A 20,361-nucleotide genomic window follows, 5' to 3' on the forward strand; every position below is an offset into this window, starting at 1 on the left:
AAAACTGGTAAAATAGCACAAAAATAAAAAAGATGGCTTGACATACGCATGCTTATTAAATATAATTTTCTTATGCATTACGAAAATGTTACAAAAGAAATAAAATATGACATAAAGAAAATGCAAGGAATGTAGAACTATGAAAAACAGGAAATTATCACAAAATCATCAATCACAGGTAGAAAGAAAAAAGACAGGAAATTCTTCAGTACGTGCAGTAATCTCTGTCAGTGTATGTGCCCTGGCAGCGCTGGCGGTTTCCGCAGGCGGCCGTTTTGTGGGAAGTGAAAGAGACAGTGAGGTTTATGCTGCTTCTGAGGAAGAAACAGGATATGCTCTGGAAGGCGGAAGCGAGTATGATCTTCCTACCGGAATCGCAGGGATTGCTTCGGGCATCCGTGCAACTCCTGCTGAGGGCTCAGAAATCTACAGGATCGGCACCTCCTGTGAGCATGTAGTGGTGGGACAGCGTGTTCAGAAAGTGCGTAAACCTGCAGAGGAAATAGATCTTAGCATACCTATGGCAGCTGCTGTCAATGATCTGGATTCGAAAATGGTCTCCATGTCGTCTTCTGCAAAAATGATGTCGGATGAAGATTACGAGAATCTTCTTAAGATTGTAGAGGCAGAGGCGGGAACCGAGGATATCAAGGGACGTGTGCTGATTGCCAATGTGATCATGAACCGTGTGAGGCATCCGGAATTTCCTGATAATATAACAGACGTTATCTGGGAATATGATAACGGAGTACCGCAGTTTTCTCCGGTGGCAGATGGAAGGATCGGCGAAGTAACAGTTACCGATGAGACAAGAGAAGCTGTGAAGCAGGCACTTGAAGGGACGGATTATTCAGAGGGAGCATTGTTCTTTATCCAGAAATCAGCCGCAGAGAAACATAATATTGCCTGGTTTGAAAAAGACCTGACAAAGCTTTTCAAACATGGCGTTCACGAATTTTATACTTATCCGGAGGAAGCTCCGGAAGATAAGAAATCAGAAAAAAAGTCTCAGAAGAAAGCAGGAAAAAAATCAGATCAGGATTCCGGGACTGAACTTGTTCAGATGGTTAAGGCAGAATAAGGAAATAAAAAATGTGGAGGGCTGCACGTGTCTGTGCAGTTCCTTTTTTTATTTTTCTGGCAGGTTTATGATCTTTCGGCGATTTTACTATGGTATTTTGCTAAAGTTCATGTTACAATGTTGCAAAAATAACTGATACAGAAGAAAGGCAGGAACGATGATGCAGGTATTATATAAAAGCACCAGAGGTAAAGAAGAAACGGTAACCGCCTCCATGGCTATTCTTAAGGGACTTTCAGAGGACGGAGGATTATTTGTCCCCACTGCTGTTCCGAAACTTGATATACCGATGGAGCATCTTTCAAAGATGACATACCAGGAAACTGCCTATGAGGTCATGAGCCGTTTCCTTACAGATTTTACAGAAGAAGAGCTGAAGGACTGCATTGCCAGAGCTTATGATTCTAAATTTGATACAAACGAGATTGCACCTCTGCATAAAGCGGATCAGGCATATTTTCTGGAACTGTTTCATGGAGCGACAATAGCGTTTAAAGATATGGCACTTTCCATTCTTCCTCATCTTATGACAACAGCAGCCCAAAAAAATCATGTAAAAAATGAGATCGTGATTCTTACAGCAACCTCTGGTGATACCGGGAAGGCAGCTATGGCAGGCTTTGCGGATGTTCCGGGAACTAAGATCATTGTCTTTTATCCAAAACATGGTGTTAGTCCTATCCAGGAAAAACAGATGGTGACCCAGAAAGGAAACAATACTTATGTGGTAGGCATCACAGGTAATTTTGATGATGCTCAGACTGCAGTAAAAAAGATGTTCAATGATCAGCAGCTGGCTCAGGAGCTTGACAGTGCAGGCTATCAGTTCTCTTCTGCAAATTCTATCAATATAGGACGTCTGGTACCGCAGATCGTATATTATGTGTATGCTTATGGAAAACTTGTGAAGTCCGGAGAGATACAGTCAGGAGACAAGATCAATGTTGTTGTTCCTACAGGAAACTTTGGAAATATTCTTGCAGCTTATTATGCTAAAGAAATGGGACTTCCAATTGGAAAACTGATTTGTGCGTCCAATGAAAACAAAGTTCTTTTTGATTTTTTCCGTACCGGAACTTATGACAGAAAGAGAGAATTTATACTGACGACATCTCCATCTATGGATATTCTGATCTCCAGCAATCTGGAGCGTCTGATCTACCGTCTGACAGGCGAAAATGCACAGCAGTGTGCAGAGCTTATGAAGGCTTTGAGCGAGGGTGGAGAATACACTATTTCAGAAGAAATGAAAAAAGGGCTTGGAGACTTTTATGGAAATTTCTGCAGCGAAGGAGAAACAAGGGAGGCTATCAGTGCGACCTGGTATGGAAGCGGTTATGTGATCGATCCTCATACTGCGGTAGCGGCAGGAGTTTATCAGAAGTATCTTCGCGATACAGAAGACCACACCCCTACAGTGATTGCGTCAACAGCAAGCCCGTATAAGTTTACCAGAAGTGTTATGGATGCAATTTCTGACCGCTATCAGGGTCTGGATGATTTTGCTCTTTGCGATGCACTTTCTGCATTAAGCGGTGTGCAGATTCCGAAGGCAGTGGAAGAGATTCGTACAGCGCCGGTTCTTCACGATACGGTTGTAGATGCACAGGATATGCCGGACACTGTAAAGAAAATCCTGGGAATATGTTAAAGGAACTGCAGTTTTTGTAAGCTGTAAGGTTCCTGCTTGCATGGTGCTGGCCGGTCAGGTGTTCTGGCATATATGCCAAAATATTTTGCTTCAGCACAAATATTGTATTGAAAAATAACATATAATAGAGTACAATAGTAATAACAGAAAAGAGAAAGTATCCTGGAATGTGCGAGGCCCCTTTTTATTTTGAACCTACATTGACATGAAGGGACTCCAACATCGCAGATCGTGATGTCAGACCTCTCGTTGTGGTAGGCAGATCATCTGTTGAGGACACCCACCTGGCTTCGGCTAGGCGTCAAAAGGAAGGGAACGGCATTCCGGGACTTTCAGAAAAGAATGAGCCTTTGCAGGGGCTCTTTTTTATTTATTAAAAACCAGTATTTTCTGTACTGATTTTTCTAATAAACAAAACACTTTGGGAGGGATATTTATGGTAACAGAAAAAATCTTTGATAAACTGCCGACAGGCGAGGAAGTAAAGGTATTTCATCTGGAAAATAAATCTGGTGCTTATGCGGAAGTGCTTCAGTATGGTGCAATCCTGGTTAAACTATGTGTACCGGACAGAGATGGAAAACTGACAGATGTTGTGCTTGGTTATGATGATCTTACAGGGTATCAGAAGAATGGCTGTTTCTTCGGAGCATGTATCGGACGCAGCGGAAATAGAATTGCGGGAGCACGATTCATGCTGGATGGGAAAGAAGTGATCCTTGAAAAAAATGAAGGAGAAAATAATCTCCACAGCGGACCGGATGGCTTTGAAAAAAAAATCTGGGAAGTGAAACATATTGATCAGGATGACAACAGTGTGACCCTGGGAAGAATCAGCCCTGACGGTGAAAATGGATTTCCGGGAGAATTTAATATCACTGTTACCTATGAATTTACTGAAGAAAACTCCATTCGTATTGTATATAGCGGAGTCAGTGACAAGACAACCATTGCCAATATGACGAATCATTCTTATTTTAACCTTTCCGGAGAAGGCAGTGGAAGTATACTGGATCAGTATCTTACAATCCATGCACAGGAATATACTCCTGTGGGAGAAGGCTCGATTCCCCTTGGAGAAAATGTTTCCGTGGAAGGAACTCCTATGGATTTCCGCAGAGAAAAACAGATCGGACAGGAGATAGATGCAGATTTTGAGCAGCTGAAGATCACGGGAGGCTATGACCATAATTATGTGACGGATGGTTACACACAGGCGGAAATCCGTGAGATTGCCTGCGCCCGTTCTGAAAAAACAGGAATTTTTATGGAAGCGCTTACAGATTGTCCTTGCGTGCAGTTTTATGCAGGAAATTTTATAGAGGATGAAAAGGGAAAGAACGGACATATTTATCAGAAGCGTGATGGATTCTGTCTGGAAACACAGGTGGAACCCAATGCAGTAAATGTGGAGCTTTTCCACTCACCAGTATTGGAAAAAGGAAAAAGATATTACTCTGAAACAGTTTATCGCTTTTCTGTAAAAGACTGATCATGAAATCTGGTCTTCTTCATATAATGGATATATGAGGAAGATCAGATTTTTTTTCAGGTATCAGTTGATTCTTGCAGGTACTTTGCTTGTGACGGCAACTTTGGATCAGGCGGCACTGGCCTGTTTGAAAGAAAAAGAAGAATACTTCAGATTAATGGAAGACAGCAGCAAAGAGAAAACGTCTGCCGGTAAAGAAGTGATGGCAGGAAATGCTGATACGTCAGCAGAAAATAAAAAGCCGGAACTAAAGGAATCCCATTATATGGACCGAAAGATACGAGTTCTTTTAATGACCACAGATTATCAGTCGTATTTTCATCCTTCTGTCACAGTGGTACGCAATGGAAAAGAGCATGTTTATACTCCGGAAACTTTCAAAGTTCCCGGAGAAAAAATAAAGGTTCCTGCACATAGGGACGGACTTCAGGTCAGCTCTGTTCAACGCCAGTGCGGAAATCCTGTATATCAGGGAAATTTGGAGATTGTAAAGAATTCGGAAGGACTGCTGCTTATTAATGAGGTGCCTCTGGAAACGTATCTGGAAGCGGTGGTTCCCAGTGAAATGCCGGCTTCTTATGAAAAAGAGGCTTTGAAAGCGCAGGCTGTCTGTGCCAGAACGTATGCCTGGAAGCAGATGCAGGAAGGTCGTTTGAAAGAACTGGGGGTGGATGTAGACGACAGTGTGAATTTTCAGGTATATCAGAATATTTCTCCTCAGAAGGCCTCTTCAGAGGCAGTAAATGAAACACGGGGAAAGATCTTATGCCAGAATGGGGAACCGATACAGGCATATTATTTTTCTACTTCGGCGGGAGCAACCAGTACAGATGAAATATGGGGAGCTCAGCAGCCGGCTCCATATCTGAAAAGTGTAATCTGCAAATTTGATTCAAAACAGCCCTGGAGTTACTGGGAGACAGTAATCCCGTGGGAGAATCTGGAAAAAAGAGCACAGGAGCTCACAGGCACAGAAGGGAAACTGCTTTCGGCAGCTGTTACAGAAAAAAGTGAAAGCGGTGCAGTGACAGGGCTTCAGGTTGTTACAGAAGAAAGTTCTTTTATGCTTGAAGAAGAATATGCGATCCGGCAGTTTCTTTCTCCTGCAGGATGTATGATCACAGAAGGGGACGGGACGAAAATACAGGGAAGCACGCTCCTTCCAAGTGCTTATATTACACTGGATACAGAGCCGGGAAACTATGTGCGGATCTCAGGAGGCGGATATGGGCATGGTGTGGGCATGAGCCAGAATGGTGCAAATGAGATGGCAAAGGAAGGATATTCTTTTGAAGAGATACTGAATTATTTTTTTTACAACATAGAAATAACGGACTGCTCTTTGCAGGAAAAAGGGCAATGCTTGTCACAGTAATGTTTTCATGATATGATAATGTTATATATACAGTTTAAGATATGAGAAATCGTGCATAAAAATGCCAAAGTCTGGATAACAGGAGAAGTAATTATGGGAAAGAAAAAAGAGAAGGGGGCGTTTCATCTGGCCTTGGGCTTCATGGAGCGTATGAGGATGGACCATATCAGTGCATATGCGGCGCAGACGGCATATTTTCTGATCATGTCTTTTATCCCCTTTGTTTTGTTTCTGACTGCTATCGTTCAATATACACCTCTTACTTACAGAGAAGTACGTCAGGCGATCGTTGGAGTAGTACCTGAAAATTTACAGGGATTTGTGCTGAATATCGTGGCAGAGGTTTTTTCAAAAAGCGCAGCAGTGCTTCCGATTTCTGCTCTTATGGCTCTATGGTCCTCGGGAAAGGGAATGCAGGCTTTGATCAATGGGCTGAATACTATTTATCATGTGAGAGAAACCAGAAACTGGCTTATAAACAGAATTTATTCCATGTTTTATATGCTGCTGTTTGTTCTGGCGCTGATCGCCAGCCTTCTGCTTCTGGTTATGGGAAGCAGGATACATATGCTGATTTCAGATTACATTCCTTTTCTGGGAAATATTATTGGCAGGATCCTGAATGCGAAGACTTTTTTGGTTTTTGTGATGCAGTTTCTGGTATTCCTGGTATTGTACCGGTATCTGCCGAACAGAAAGGCTTCTCTGAAAAGTCAGGTGCCGGGAGCTTTTTTTACAGCGGCTGCCTGGTCCGCCTTTTCTTATTTGTTTTCACTGTATTTTACCTTTTTTCCGGATTTCAGTATCATGTACGGAAGCCTTTCTACTTTGATCCTTGTGATGGTGTGGCTTTATTTCTGCATGAACCTGCTTCTTTATGGAGCCGAGGTAAATGCATACTTTGAAAAACAGTTCCGTCAGGCAAAAATGTCTTTCGGGCAGCTGATTTCCAGAAAAGAACAGGAGTGGAAGCAGAACTTTCAAAAAAGAAAAGAAGAGAAAAAAGAAAAAATAAATGAAAAATCTTGACAGGGAAAATTTCCTGTGGCATAGTAAATAAAGATAAAAAGCAATGAAGGCGTATCAGGGAACTGTTTCCTTTCAGAGAGAAGAAGTCACCGGCTGTAAGCTTCTTTAAGTTCAGACAATTCCTCAAATTCCCGCCGGAGCTGCATTTCTGAACACATAAAGTCAGTAGGAAATGACGTTGCTGCGCGTTAAGCAGAATCGAGTGCCTGTATTTTTATACAGGAATCAGGGTGGTACCGCGGATATCCCGTCCCTCTTTTTGGGGGAATGGATATCCTTTTTTTATGAAATTTTCAGCAAAGGAGATTATGATCATGGATATGAAGGAAAGACTTCAGGAACTGGCCGAGGCAGCCAGAAAGCGGATTGAAGAATCTGACGTGCCGGAGAAGCTTAATGAAGTAAAGGTAGCGTACCTTGGAAAAAAAGGTGAACTTACTGCTATTTTAAAAAGTATGAAAGATGTTGCTCCGGAGGATCGTCCGAAGGTTGGACAGCTGGTAAATGAGACAAGAGCAAAGATTGAAGAGCTTCTTGAAACGTCCAGAAAGAAACTGGAGGAAGCAGCCCGTGAGGAACAGATGAAAGCAGAAGTTATTGACGTAACACTTCCTGCTAAAAAAGCAAAGATCGGACATCGTCATCCAAATACGATCGCTCTTGAAGAAGTGGAACGTATTTTTATTGGAATGGGATATGAAGTGGTAGAAGGTCCCGAGGTGGAATACGCTGATTACAACTTTACAAAATTAAATATTCCGGAGGATCATCCGGCACGAGATGAGCAGGATACCTTTTTTATCAATAATTCTATTCTGCTTCGTTCCCAGACATCTCCGGTACAGGCCCGCACGATGGAAGAAGGCAGGCTGCCTATCCGTATGATCGCACCGGGAAGAGTATTCCGTTCTGATGAGGTGGATGCAACTCATTCCCCATCTTTCCATCAGATTGAAGGCCTGGTCATTGATAAGAACATCACTTTTGCAGATCTGAAGGGAACTCTTCAGGAATTTGCAAGAGAACTGTTTGGACCGGAAACAAAAACAAAATTCCGTCCTCATCATTTTCCGTTTACAGAGCCAAGTGCAGAGGTTGATGTGTCCTGCTTCAAGTGCGGCGGAAAAGGTTGCCGTTTCTGTAAAGGTTCGGGATGGATCGAGATCCTTGGCTGCGGAACGGTACATCCAAATGTACTTCGCATGTGCGGTATTGACCCGGAGGAATACACAGGCTTTGCGTTCGGTGTAGGACTTGAAAGAATTGCACTTTTGAAGTACGAGATCGACGATATGAGACTTCTTTATGAAAACGATATTCGCTTCCTGAAACAATTCTAGTAAGGATAAATAACCGGAAGGATATTTATCTTTACGGTTTCCTCGATTATATATCGAGGAATCTCATTGATTTTTTGATACAGCAGAAAGGAAGCACTATTTTAAACAACAAGCAGAAAGGTGGATATAAACATGAATACATCAATGTCCTGGATTAAAATGTACGTGCCGGATCTGGATGTAACAGCTCAGGAATATACAGATGCCATGACCCTGTCAGGAACTAAGGTTGAGGGATATGAGGAGCTGGATGCAGACCTGGAAAAAATCGTTATTGGACAGATTGAAAAAATAGAGAGACATCCTGATGCAGATAAGCTGATCATCTGCCAGGTAAATGTGGGTACAGAAACTGTACAGATCGTAACAGGTGCGCCAAATGTAAAAGAAGGCGATAAGATCCCGGTAGTACTGGACGGAGGCCGTGTAGCCGGAGGTCATGACGGAAAGAAGACACCAGGCGGTGTGAAGATCAAAAAAGGAAAACTTCGCGGTGTGGAATCTTTTGGTATGATGTGTTCCATCGAGGAACTGGGAAGTACCAGAGAAATGTATCCGGAGGCTCCGGAATACGGAATTTATATCTTTCCGGAAGACGCTGTTGTAGGCGAAAGCGCTGTTAAGGCTCTGGGACTGGAGGATGTGGTGTTTGAGTATGAGATCACATCTAACCGTGTAGACTGTTACGGTGTTCTGGGAATCGCCAGAGAAGCAGCAGCTACCTTCCATAAAAAATTCTGTCCTCCGGTAGTTAAGGAAACAGGTAATGAAGAAAATGCTTCTGATTATATCAAAGTTACAGTAGAGGATCCGGATCTTTGCCCGCGTTATACAGCAAGAGTGGTAAAGAATGTAAAGATCGGACCGTCTCCGAAATGGATGCAGAGATGTCTGGCGGCAAACGGTATCCGTCCTATCAACAACCTGGTAGACATTACCAATTACGTTATGGAAGAATACGGACAGCCTATGCATGCCTATGATCTGGATCTGATCGAAGGAAATGAGATCATTGTGCGCCGTGCATCAGAAGGTGAAAAATTTGTGACTCTTGACGGTCAGGAACGTACTATGGATGAAAACGTACTGATGATCTGCGATGGAAAGAAGCCGGTTGGAATTGCAGGTATCATGGGCGGAGAGAATTCCATGATTACAGATCAGGTAAAAACAGTTTTGTTTGAGGCAGCCTGCTTTGACGGAACAAATATCCGTCTTTCCTCCAAACGTATCGGACTTCGTACAGATGCATCCGGAAAGTTTGAAAAGGGACTGGATCCAAATAATGCACAGGCAGCCATTGACAGAGCATGCCAGTTGATGGAGGAACTTGGCGCCGGAGAAGTTGTCGGCGGTATTGTGGACGTATGCAATGAGGACAGAAAACCATCCAGAGTACCTTTTGAGCCGGAAAGAATCAATGCTCTTCTTGGAACAGATCTTACAAAAGAAGAGATGCTGGAATACCTGGGAAGAGTAGAGCTGACCTTAGATCCTGAAACAAATGAGATCGTGGCACCTACTTTCCGTCAGGATATCCATTGTATGGCTGATGTGGCAGAGGAAGTGGCAAGATTTTTTGGATATGATAAAATTCCGACAACTCTTCCTACAGGAGAAGCAACAACAGGAAGACTTCCGTTTAAACTTAGAATTGAGCAGATAGCAAGAGATATTGCAGAATACTGTGGTTTTTCTGAGGCTATGACATATTCCTTTGAAAGTCCTAAGGTTTTTGATAAACTCAGGATTGCAGAAGACAGTGATCTGAGAAAAGTGATCACGATCAGCAACCCTCTGGGTGAGGATTACAGTATCATGCGTACTACTACACTTCACGGAATGCTTACCTCACTTGCGACTAATTACAACAGAAGAAATAAAAATGTACGTCTTTATGAGATTGGAAAAGTTTATCTTCCAAAATCTCTGCCTCTTACAGAGCTTCCGGATGAGCGGGTACATTTCACACTGGGTATGTACGGCGCCGGAGACTTTTTCGACATGAAAGGTGTCTGTGAGGAATTTTTTGAAAAGGCAGGCATGAAGAAAAAAGTACACTATACTCCGGACAGCAATAAGACATATCTGCATCCGGGAAGACAGGCAAATATCATTTATGAAGGCAAGGTGGTAGGTTACCTGGGAGAAGTGCATCCGGTGGTTGCAGATAACTATGGTATTGGTGAAAAAACCTATATTGCAGTGATCGATATCCTGGATATTCTTGAATTTGCAGGCTTTGCTCATAAATTCAACGGAATTGCCAAATATCCGGCAGTTACCCGTGACCTGAGCATGGTGGTTCCGAAAAATGTTCTGGCCGGACAGATTGAAAATGTTCTGGAACAGAGGGGCGGCAAAATCCTGGAATCTTATGAGCTCTTTGACATTTATGAAGGAACACAGATTAAAGAGGGATATAAGTCCATGGCTTATTCTGTGGTATTCCGTGATCATGATAAGACGCTGGAAGAAGCAGAGATCACAGCTGCGATGAAGAAGATCCTTAACGGTCTTACTGACCTTGGAATCGAGCTGAGAAGCTGATGAAACTTTATATTTTAAGACATGGAAAGACGCAGTGGAATGCTCTTCGGAAGGTTCAGGGCGCCGCGGATATCCCTCTTGCAGAGGAGGGGATCTCTCTTGCCCGTAAAGTAGGAGAAACTTTGAAAGACGTACCCTTTGATCTGTGTTTTTCCAGTCCTCTGAAAAGAGCCAGACAGACAGCGGAGCTTGTTCTTGGACGGAAAGCGGACAAGATACCTGTGATCCTGGATAAAAGGATCCAGGAAATAGATTTTGGGGTGCTGGAAGGAACGCAGTTTAAAGATGAAAAAGGAAATATGATCAACAGGGAAATGGAAACGTTTTTTACAGATCCCAACCATTTTTCCAGGCCGGAAAATGGAGAAAATATTTCTGATGTCCTTGCCCGTACCAGAGAATTCTGGATGGAAAAAACTGCTGATCCGGAGCTTCAGGACAAAACTATACTGATCGCTTCTCATGGCTGTGCGGTCCGTGCTCTTCTCCAGAATGTATATCAGGATCCGGAGAATTTCTGGCATGGCTGCGTACCGCCCAACTGCAGTATCAGCGTGGTTGAGGTGAAAGAGGGGAAAGCAGTGCTTCTGGAAGATGATAAAGTATATGCATAAATACAGATCTGCTGGATAAAAATTGCCGTCAGAGGCTCTAAAAGAGCTTCTGGCGGTATTTTTTGTGCAGTGAAAGAAGAATCGAGAGGATGTCTCTGATAAATCCCGTGGCGTTATTGTGAACGAAGTGAACCGTAATCAAAACTGTGCCGTTAGCTTTAGATTACGGCTTGTATGTGCCTTTGTGATATGATATTATGGTAAAAAAAGTGAATTATGTGTTAATTCAGGGACTTATGCAGAAAAAGTCTTGAGATTATGACCAATGAGGAGGCGCAATATATGAGGAAAAAAATTGTAAATGTAATTTTATTTCTGGCAGTACTGGCGGCAGCTGTGGCAATGACAGTGTATATCGGCAAGGGAGCTCCCGGCGTCATGCTGTACAATTTTATCTTTCTTGCTGTGATGAGTGTGATTTACGTGGCAGGGTTGTTTGGCGGGATGTTTCGGATGGATAATCTGGGGCAGGCTTTCCAGGAGGCTGCTGCGGAAATAGGCAGTATTTTTCAGAAACCGGGTAAGATCGGAGTGGATAAGATCCAGACATTGAACGGTATCTTTCACCATAAATATCTTGATAAGGTAATGAATTCTTTTACAGACAGTATTGTTCAAAGTGAAGAAGGGATTGGAGATGTAGAGGATTATCTGAATGAGGAGGAAATGGATAATCATATACATAAACGTCTTTTGGAAATGGTTCCGGATATTTTTACCAGTCTTGGTATTCTTGGAACTTTTGTAGGTCTTGTATGGGGACTTAAGAATTTTGATCCGGCTAATTATGAAGTGATGACCAATTCGGTGTCTGCTCTGGTAGACGGCATCAAAGTTGCGTTTTTGACGTCTATTTATGGTATTGCACTTTCCATTGTCTATACTTATGGAATGAAAAGTGAATATTCTTTTATGGCAGAAGAACTTCAGGGATTTCTGGCCAGATTTCACAGTCATGTGATGCCCTCGGCGGAAAATGAATCCAGAAATCTTCTGGTATCCAGCCAGAAGATCCAGACAGCGGCCATGAATCAGATGGCACAGCAGTTTTCTGTACAGATGGCAGACAGCTTTGAAAAGGTGATCACGCCTACTTTTAAGAAAATGAATGATTCTCTTGATACACTTGTATCTTCCGTAACCCAGTGTCAGGAGGATGCCATACGTCAGATTCTGGATATGTTCTTAAAAGAGATGAATGACTCTTTTGGGGTACAGTTTTCCGATTTTGGAAAAACTCTTTCTCAGCTAAAGGATGCACAGGCAGATAATGTGAATTATACTACAAATCTTTACCAGGCAATGAGCCGCCAGCTCAGTGACTCTTATACTCAGCATGAGCAGGCGATGAAACGGATCATGGAGGATACAGGAGCTTCCCAGAAGGAATATATTGACATGGCAAAAAGGATCATCCAGGATAATCAGACGATCCAGAAGCAGCAGCAGGCAGACTATCATCATCTGGCAGATTATCTGAAGGAAGCAGAAACCTCATCAGCTAAATTCTGGGTAGCCTGCAACCAGACCATGCAGAAATATGTAGAAGCTGCAGCCCAGGGAATGGAAAAAATATCTGCAGCAGGAAAAGCCGGCGGAAGTGTGATGGAGGCCAATAAACGGGTTGTGGAAGAGTTTGATGAGAAAATGCAGGAGTTTGCAGAATATCAGAAAAAGTCTTACAGGACAATGGAACAGGTACGCAGACTTCTGGCAGACATTTCTGTTTCCAGAAACAACGGAGAGATTCATCTGAGTGCAGGGAAGACCGCAAGGGATGAGAATCTGGAGGAACTGAAGGAGATTCTGGCTGCTCAGGCGGAACAGCAGCAGGAACTGATGGAAGATATGGCAAAAAATATAAAAGAACTTTCAAAAGCGGCTCAGAAAGGAAAATTCGGTTTATTCAGATAAAAGGAGAGACAGATGCGCAGAAGAAAAAAATCAGAAAACGGAGGATTTAATGTCTGGAGATCATATTCCGATATGATGGCAGGCGTTCTGCTCCTGTTTGTACTGCTGATGTGTGTGACTTTGTTTCAGGCGCAGAAAAGCTATGACGAGAGTATTAAGGAGCGCGATGAAAAAATAGCGCTCCAGGAAGAATATACTCTGGAGATCCTTGCTCAGCAGAATGAACTGGATGAAAAGGAAGGCCAGCTGAAAGACCAGAATCAGCAGCTTAAGACTCAGGATGAGAAACTGAAGGATCAGGAAGAACTTCTTGCCCAGCTTGCGTCCAAGCTGAAGGATCAGGAGGCAACTTTGAATTCGCAGCAGGCAGCGCTGAATGAAAAAACTGCCCTTCTTAAGGATCAGCAGGCTCAGATCGATCAGATCATCGGAGTGAAGGCAGATGTTATTGAGGCGTTAAAAAAAGAATTTGCAAAAAATAATATCAATGTAGATATTGATACGCAGACAGGAGCCATGACTCTGGAATCCAGTGTTCTTTTTGCTTATGATGAGGCAGAACTGACAGAGGAAGGAAAGCAGGCGCTGGAACAGGTGCTTCCTATTTACTGTAAAGTGCTCCTTCAGGAAGATTATATGAAATACCTTGCAGAGATCATTATTGACGGATATACAGATACTGATGGAGACTACAGCTATAATCTTCAGCTGTCTCAGCAGCGTTCATTGGCCGTTGCCCAGTACCTTTTGGATATCCAGGGTAATTTTTTAAATTCTGATCAGAGTCAGGATCTGCAGGAATATTTGACTGTGAATGGGCATTCTATGGCAAATCCTGTTTTGGATGCCAATGGAAATGTGGATAAAGATGCGTCCAGACGTGTGGAAGTAAAGTTTCGTCTGAAAGATGAAGAGATGATCGAAGAACTGAACAAGGTGATGACAGAGGCGGACACAAAAACCGAAAAAGCAGACAATACAGAGGAAAAGACAGAGGAAAAATCACAGGAACAGCCGGTTTCCTAAAATATGGAATTACGTGTTCCCGGAACAATACCTGCAGATACGGCATAAAATAAAAATAACATGGTTTATGTACTGGGCACACAGGGAATACTCTGTGGAGACATATGTAAACATCAGGAAAGGTATCGCACATGAATGTATTTTTTGGACTGATGATTCCATTTATAGGAACAACACTGGGAGCTGCCTGCGTACTGTTTATGAAAAAAGAACTGAATCCACTGGTGCAGAAAGCGTTTCTGGGTTTTGCATCCGGGGTAATGGTGGCGGCTTCCGTGTGGTCGCTTCTTATTCCGGCTATGGATATGTGCGAAGATATGGGGAGATTTTCCTTTGTTCCGGCGGCAGCAGGACTGCTTCTAGGCGTAGGATTTCTTCTTATTATGGATAAGGCAGTACCCCATCTTCATCTTGGAAGTGAAGAATCCGAAGGCCCCAAGGTGGCTTTAAAAAAAACAACAATGCTTGTCCTTGCAGTAACGCTTCACAACATTCCGGAGGGGCTGTCTGCAGGAGCGGTTTTTGCAGGGGTGCTGGCCGGAAATAACACAGTGACAATGGCAGGAGCCTTTGCTCTGGCCATTGGTATTGCTATCCAGAATTTCCCTGAGGGAGCCATTATTTCCATGCCCTTGCGGGGAGCCGGATGTTCAAGAACCAGATCTTTTATTTACGGTGCGGCTTCCGGTATTGTAGAGCCGCTGGCCGGAGGTGTTACTCTTCTCCTGGCTTCTTATATACAGCCTCTTTTGCCGTATTTCCTTGCTTTTGCGGCAGGAGCCATGATATACGTTGTAGTGGAAGAACTGATTCCGGAAGCCAGTGAAGGGGAGCACAGTAATGTGGGAACGGTAACTTTTGCATTGGGATTTGTTTTGATGATGATCCTGGATGTAGCGCTGGGATGATCGTGACACACCCGGGTTTTCTATTTTTTTCAAAAACTTCTTGCAATGGGGTTTATTCTATAGTATAATCAAATCTGTTGTAAAAAAGATGGTCCTCTGTTACAGAAATCATGTATTAAGAACATCCAGAAGAATAGGAGAGAAAAAAATGAACGACATTATCAGAAACATCGAAGCTGCTCAGTTAAAAGCAGAAGTACCGGAATTCCGTGTAGGTGATACTGTAAGAGTACACGCAATGATCAAAGAGGGAAACCGTGAAAGAATCCAGATCTTTGAGGGAACTGTTCTCAAGAGACAGGGCGGAAGCACAAGAGAGACTTTCACAGTTAGAAAGAGCTCTAATGGAGTAGGCGTTGAAAAAACATGGCCGCTGCACTCCCCACACGTAGTAAAAGTAGAAGTAATTCGTTACGGTAAAGTACGTCGTGCGAAACTGAACTACCTGAGAGATCGTGTAGGTAAAGCTGCTAAGGTTAAAGAGCGCGTTAGATAATGACAATTTAAGAAATGATAAAAGCAGGGACAATAACGACAGCTATTGTCCCTCTTTTTGCAAAAATATGTATTTGATCGGAAATTCTGAAAACTTATAAGCTTGTGTATGGGGAATTCATATGGATATCAGAAATTTGAAAAACTGGAAGGAACATCCAAAAATATTGGAGCTGAAGGTGAAGCTGGAAAATGAAAAGCTGAGAAGCTCTATGCGCCGGGTATTTGAGATTGCTGTAACATTCGTATTTGCAGTACTTACAGCGATCCTTATGTTTCAGACTGTTACGATGCAGGAAAGCTCGATGGAGCCAACGATTGAGGTGGGAGACAGGTTCTTTATGAACCGTCTGATCTATAAATTTACTTCTCCGAAAAGAGGGGACATGATTGTTTTTCGAACAAATGCCAGTGATGACGCTGCGCTGCACATACGCCGCGTGATCGGTCTTCCGGGAGAAACTGTCCGGATTCGAAATGGAGTTATTTACATTGACGGAGAGGTATATGATGAAGCGGCTGATTATCCGGAGATCATAAATCCAGGTTTGGCTGAGAATGGCGTGAGCTTAAAATCCGGAGAATATTTTGTTTTGGGAGACAATAGAAACAACAGTGAAGACAGCAGATACGCAGATATCGGTACGGTAAAAAAACGTTATATTGTTGGAAAGCTTTGGTTTACCTGTTCTCCCAGAGAAAAATTAGGAATTTTGAAAGGTTAGGTATATATGAACGTACAATGGTATCCTGGTCATATGACTAAGGCAAAAAGACAGATGCAGGAAGATCTTAAACTGATCGATCTGATCATTGAACTGGTTGATGCAAGGGTTCCTATGTCCAGCAGGAACCCGGATATTGATAAACTTGGACAAAATAAATCAAGATTAATCCTTCTGAATAAAGCAGATCTGGCAGACGAGAGACAGAATGAAGCCTGGAAAGAATTTTTTCAGACGAAGGGATTTCATGTAGTGAAAGTGGATTCCAGAAACGGATCCGGAATGAAGGCGATCCAGAATGTGATACAGGAGGCATGCAGAGAAAAAATTGAGAGAGACCGAAGAAGAGGAATCAAAAACAGGCCAATACGTGCTATGGTTGCCGGTATCCCGAATGTAGGAAAATCTACCTTTATTAATACTTTTGCCGGAAAAGCCTGTGCTAAAACCGGGAATCGTCCAGGTGTAACAAAGGGAAAACAGTGGATACGTCTGAACAAAAATGTAGAACTTCTTGATACGCCAGGGATTCTCTGGCCAAAATTTGAAGATCAGGAGGTTGGAATCCGCCTTGCTTATGTGGGTTCTATTAAAGATGATATCCTGAATATGGAAGAACTTGCTCTTTCTCTTATAGGTTATCTGAAGGAGCATTATCCGGGAGTTCTTCAGAAGCGTTATGAAACAGACGAGACAGGAGAGCTGCTTGAGATTCTTCAGGGGATTGCAAGAGCAAGGGGCTGTCTGAAAAAGGGAGAAGAGCTGGATTATGCAAAGGCATCAGGTCTTTTCTTTGATGATTTCAGAGGCGGAAAACTTGGCCGTATTACTCTGGAATGGGCTCCAAAGGAGTGAACCCATGAAGAAAATATCAGAAATTAAAGCAGAGTTTGAATCTCTTTCCTTGGAGGAGCAGAAAAGGCTTTGGGAATTGTACCAGGAAGACACCAGGGCGGGGGTTCAGAAGCTGATCGAAAAAAGCAGGAAAACAGCAGAAGCTGTTCAGAAAGAAAGACTCCGTATGGAACAGATGATGGAGTATGAACATAAATATGAGCATCTGGGTTATCTTTGCGGGATTGACGAGGTAGGAAGAGGACCGTTGGCCGGACCGGTGGTAGCCTGTGCTGTGATCCTTCCAAAGGATCATGAGATTCTGTATCTGAATGATTCCAAAAAGCTGTCTGCAAAAAAACGTGAGGAGCTTTATGGAGTGATCCTGAAAGAAGCTGTCAGTGTAGGGATAGGAATGTCATCTCCAGCGCGTATTGATGAAATTAATATCCTTCAGGCAACGTATGAGGCAATGCGCCAGGCTGTATCTAAACTTGCTGTGCGCCCGCAGCTTCTCTTAAATGATGCAGTAACGATTCCTCAGATAGAAATTCCTCAGGTTCCTATTATCAAAGGAGATGCCAAAAGCGCTTCTATTGCAGCAGCCAGTATAGTGGCGAAGGTTACCCGTGACAGACTTATGGTAGAGTACGACAAGGCGATGCCCGGATATGGATTTGCTTCCAATAAGGGATACGGATCTTCAGAACATATTGAAGCTCTGAAAAAATATGGACCATCGCCAATTCACAGGGCAAGCTTTATTACACATTTTGTATAAAAGGATAAATGCCGGGAAAAATTGAAAAATACATAAGATACCTACACAAACAGGAAAAGAGCGAGAAATATCAATAAACGTAAGGTGGGCGGCTATTACGAACAGAAAGCAGCGGCTTTTTTGGAAAAACAGGGATTATTTATCATAGAAAGAAATTTTCGCTGCAAATTTGGTGAAATTGATCTGATTGCGGGAGATGGAAAATATCTGGTTTTTGTGGAAGTAAAATACAGAAATTCAGGAGAGTGCGGATGGGCTTCGGCGGCAGTTGACTGGCGGAAACAAAGGACAGTCAGCGCTGTTGCAGAATTTTATCTTCTAAAACATGGATATGGACTGGATATTCCCTGCAGATTTGATGTAGTTGCTATTGATGGTGAACATATACAATGGATACAGAACGCTTTTGATTACCGCCGATGAAAAGGAGGAGCCTTATGAAGATCATATGGAAACAGGAAAATAAGCCTCATATGAAGGTTTGTGAAAAAGAAGGAGTTACTTTTCTTACTTATCCGGAATTTGATAAACTGCCGGGATTTGTCCATGGCTTCAGCACACGTCTGGGTGGCTGCAGTGAGGGAATTTATGCATCTATGAATCTGAGCTTTTCCAGAGGAGATAAAGAGGAAGCGGTAAAGGAAAATTACAGGAGAATTTCTGCAGCTCTGGGATTTTTGCCGGAAGATATTGTTACTTCTGATCAGACTCATACTGCAAATGTTCGAGTTGTGACGGAGAAGGATAGAGTAAACGGGATTACGAAACCCCGTCCATATACAGATGTGGATGGGATGGTGACCAATGTTCCGGGGCTGGTGCTGGCGACTTTTTATGCAGACTGCGTTCCTCTCTACCTGGTGGATCCGGTGCATAAGGCGGTTGGGCTTTCTCACTCGGGATGGAGAGGTACGGCTGCAGGGATCGGAGAGGTGACAGTGGAAGCGCTCCGAAAAAATTATGGCTCGGATCCAGCGGATATATATGCGGCAGTGGGGCCGTCTATCTGTCAGGAGTGCTATGAGGTCAGTGAAGATGTGATCGTGGAGTTTCAGAAGGCGTTTTCTCCGGAGTTATGGCCGGAACTGTTTTATAAAAAACAAAATGGAAAATATCAGCTGAACCTATGGGAAGCTAATCGGCAGATATTTTTACGGGCAGGAATCCTTCCGGAGCATATATCCATGCCGGGAATATGTACCTGCTGCAATCCCGACTTTTTGTTTTCTCACAGGGCATCAAAGGGAAAAAGAGGAAATCTGGGAGCTTTTCTTGGTATCAGAAAGTGAAAAAATGGCTGTGGTTTTCAGACCACAGCCATTATGTTTATTTAGATTTGTTTACTTTTTCCATGAGATCCATGATCTTTTCGTTGCTGGAACGAACCTTCTCTACAGAAACGTCATGATTAATGATGTCGATGATACTTGCAAGATATTTGCTCATGTTTGCTTCGATATAATATGGTTTGGTAAGAAGTTCAGGAATACGGTAATTCAGGTTGGTAGTGATAACTTTGTCAATCCAGCCTTTTTCATAATATTCATCAAATTTATCAAGACCATCTGTAAACAGACCGTAGGTGGTGCAGATGAATACACGTCTTGCATGGCGCTCTTTGATCTGTTTGGCAACATCCAGCATACTTTCTCCGGAAGAGATCATATCGTCAATGATAACGACATCTTTGCCCTCTACAGAGTCCCCAAGGAATTCGTGGGCTACGATAGGGTTCTTTCCGTTTACGATAGTAGAATAGTCTCTTCTCTTGTAGAACATGCCCATGTCTACTCCAAGGATATTGGAGAAATAAACGGCTCTTGACATTGCGCCTTCATCCGGGCTGATGATCATGAGATGGTCGTTATCCATTTTGAAATCAGGCACATTTTTAACCAGTGCTTTCAGGAACTGGTATGTAGGGAAGAAGTTATCAAAGCCATTCAGCGGGATGGAGTTCTGAACACGAGGATCATGAGCATCGAAAGTAATGAAGTTTGCAACTCCCATGTCGCTTAATTCTTTCAGAGCCAGAGCACAGTCAAGAGATTCTCTTTTGGAACGGCGGTGCTGGCGTCCTTCGTAAAGGAACGGCATGATTACATTGATTCTGTGAGCCTTGCCTGTTGCGGCAGAAATGATTCGCTTCAGATCCTGGTAATGATTATCCGGAGACATATGGTTCTCATGTCCGCATACCGTATAAGTTTCAGTATAATTTGTTACATCTACCATAATAAAGAGGTCTGTACCGCGGACAGATTCCTTGATGTAGCCTTTTCCCTCTCCGGTGCCGAAACGGACACATTCGCATTCTACAAGAAATGACGGTTCACAATATCCCTGAGGGATGCTGTCAGAATTTTTTTTGGCAACCAGCTCTTTACGGAATTTTACAAGCTTTTTATCAACCTCCCTGGCAAGCTCCTGGCAGCCAGAAAGGGCTGCAATACGGATGGGTGCAACAGGAAGTGACTTTTCAAGTAACTCTATATTCGGCATAATTTTCCTCCTGAGTTTAAATAATAAAATATTGAGTACTACTA

General features: G+C 43.0%; 18 protein-coding genes, 1 other RNA gene and 1 other annotated feature. Of the genes, 18 read left to right on the forward strand and 1 reads right to left on the reverse strand.

Annotated features, from left to right (window positions below):
• The first annotated feature begins 139 nt into the window (after positions 1-139).
• The 18 genes from RDS42_RS03835 (at position 140) to pgeF (ending at position 19,104) form a co-directional block, all read left to right on the forward strand.
• Positions 140-1,081, forward strand: a complete 942-nt coding sequence (locus RDS42_RS03835) for a cell wall hydrolase (protein ID WP_308782469.1) — start codon at positions 140-142, stop codon at positions 1,079-1,081.
• A gap of 160 nt (positions 1,082-1,241) precedes the next feature.
• On the forward strand, positions 1,242-2,732 hold the full coding sequence (gene thrC / locus RDS42_RS03840) for a threonine synthase (protein WP_308782483.1): 1,491 nt from the start codon (positions 1,242-1,244) through the stop codon (positions 2,730-2,732).
• Between the two features lie 156 nt (positions 2,733-2,888).
• Positions 2,889-3,066, forward strand: a non-coding RNA gene (gene ssrS, locus RDS42_RS03845) — 6S RNA.
• A 102-nt stretch (positions 3,067-3,168) separates the two neighbouring features.
• Positions 3,169-4,224: an aldose epimerase family protein gene (locus tag RDS42_RS03850; protein WP_308782470.1), complete on the forward strand. Its 1,056-nt coding sequence runs from the start codon at positions 3,169-3,171 to the stop codon at positions 4,222-4,224.
• Positions 4,225-4,258: 34 nt separating this feature from the next.
• Entirely contained in the window at positions 4,259-5,599 is a 1,341-nt protein-coding gene (locus RDS42_RS03855; protein WP_308782471.1) for a SpoIID/LytB domain-containing protein, read from the forward strand.
• A gap of 93 nt (positions 5,600-5,692) precedes the next feature.
• A complete protein-coding gene (locus RDS42_RS03860) occupies positions 5,693-6,628 on the forward strand; it encodes a YihY/virulence factor BrkB family protein (RefSeq protein WP_308782472.1) in 936 nt (311 codons plus the stop codon).
• Positions 6,629-6,662: 34 nt separating this feature from the next.
• Positions 6,663-6,886 (forward strand) — a binding site (T-box leader).
• A 62-nt stretch (positions 6,887-6,948) separates the two neighbouring features.
• Entirely contained in the window at positions 6,949-7,968 is a 1,020-nt protein-coding gene (gene pheS / locus RDS42_RS03865) for a phenylalanine--tRNA ligase subunit alpha (RefSeq protein WP_308782484.1), read from the forward strand.
• A gap of 132 nt (positions 7,969-8,100) precedes the next feature.
• On the forward strand, positions 8,101-10,518 hold the full coding sequence (pheT, locus tag RDS42_RS03870; RefSeq protein ID WP_308782473.1) for a phenylalanine--tRNA ligase subunit beta: 2,418 nt from the start codon (positions 8,101-8,103) through the stop codon (positions 10,516-10,518).
• Entirely contained in the window at positions 10,518-11,132 is a 615-nt protein-coding gene (locus RDS42_RS03875) for a histidine phosphatase family protein (RefSeq protein WP_308782474.1), read from the forward strand. Before pheT ends, RDS42_RS03875 begins: the two co-directional genes overlap by 1 nt.
• A 282-nt stretch (positions 11,133-11,414) precedes the next feature.
• A complete protein-coding gene (locus tag RDS42_RS03880; RefSeq protein WP_308782475.1) occupies positions 11,415-13,046 on the forward strand; it encodes a MotA/TolQ/ExbB proton channel family protein in 1,632 nt (543 codons plus the stop codon).
• Between the two features lie 12 nt (positions 13,047-13,058).
• Entirely contained in the window at positions 13,059-14,072 is a 1,014-nt protein-coding gene (locus RDS42_RS03885) for an OmpA family protein (RefSeq protein ID WP_308782476.1), read from the forward strand.
• A 131-nt stretch (positions 14,073-14,203) separates the two neighbouring features.
• Positions 14,204-14,980: a ZIP family metal transporter gene (locus tag RDS42_RS03890; RefSeq protein ID WP_308782477.1), complete on the forward strand. Its 777-nt coding sequence runs from the start codon at positions 14,204-14,206 to the stop codon at positions 14,978-14,980.
• A 148-nt stretch (positions 14,981-15,128) separates the two neighbouring features.
• Entirely contained in the window at positions 15,129-15,476 is a 348-nt protein-coding gene (gene rplS, locus RDS42_RS03895) for a 50S ribosomal protein L19 (protein ID WP_177275549.1), read from the forward strand.
• A 121-nt stretch (positions 15,477-15,597) separates the two neighbouring features.
• Positions 15,598-16,200 carry a signal peptidase I gene (gene lepB, locus RDS42_RS03900; protein ID WP_308782478.1) on the forward strand — a complete coding sequence of 201 codons (603 nt, stop codon included), beginning with the start codon at positions 15,598-15,600 and terminating at the stop codon, positions 16,198-16,200.
• Between the two features lie 6 nt (positions 16,201-16,206).
• On the forward strand, positions 16,207-17,055 hold the full coding sequence (ylqF, locus tag RDS42_RS03905; protein ID WP_308782479.1) for a ribosome biogenesis GTPase YlqF: 849 nt from the start codon (positions 16,207-16,209) through the stop codon (positions 17,053-17,055).
• Between the two features lie 4 nt (positions 17,056-17,059).
• Positions 17,060-17,815, forward strand: a complete 756-nt coding sequence (locus RDS42_RS03910; protein ID WP_308782480.1) for a ribonuclease HII — start codon at positions 17,060-17,062, stop codon at positions 17,813-17,815.
• Positions 17,816-17,884: 69 nt separating this feature from the next.
• Positions 17,885-18,238, forward strand: coding sequence for a YraN family protein (locus tag RDS42_RS03915; RefSeq protein WP_308782485.1), 354 nt, complete (start codon positions 17,885-17,887; stop codon positions 18,236-18,238).
• A gap of 14 nt (positions 18,239-18,252) precedes the next feature.
• Positions 18,253-19,104: a peptidoglycan editing factor PgeF gene (gene pgeF / locus RDS42_RS03920; RefSeq protein ID WP_308782481.1), complete on the forward strand. Its 852-nt coding sequence runs from the start codon at positions 18,253-18,255 to the stop codon at positions 19,102-19,104.
• 37 nt (positions 19,105-19,141) lie between these two features.
• Here the strand turns inward: pgeF and RDS42_RS03925 are convergent, their stop codons facing one another.
• A complete protein-coding gene (locus RDS42_RS03925) occupies positions 19,142-20,317 on the reverse strand; it encodes a ribose-phosphate pyrophosphokinase (RefSeq protein ID WP_308782482.1) in 1,176 nt (391 codons plus the stop codon).
• Between the last annotated feature and the right edge of the window lie 44 nt (positions 20,318-20,361).

It is taken from the genome of uncultured Blautia sp. (assembly GCF_902497045.1).
GTDB lineage: Bacteria > Bacillota > Clostridia > Lachnospirales > Lachnospiraceae > Blautia_A.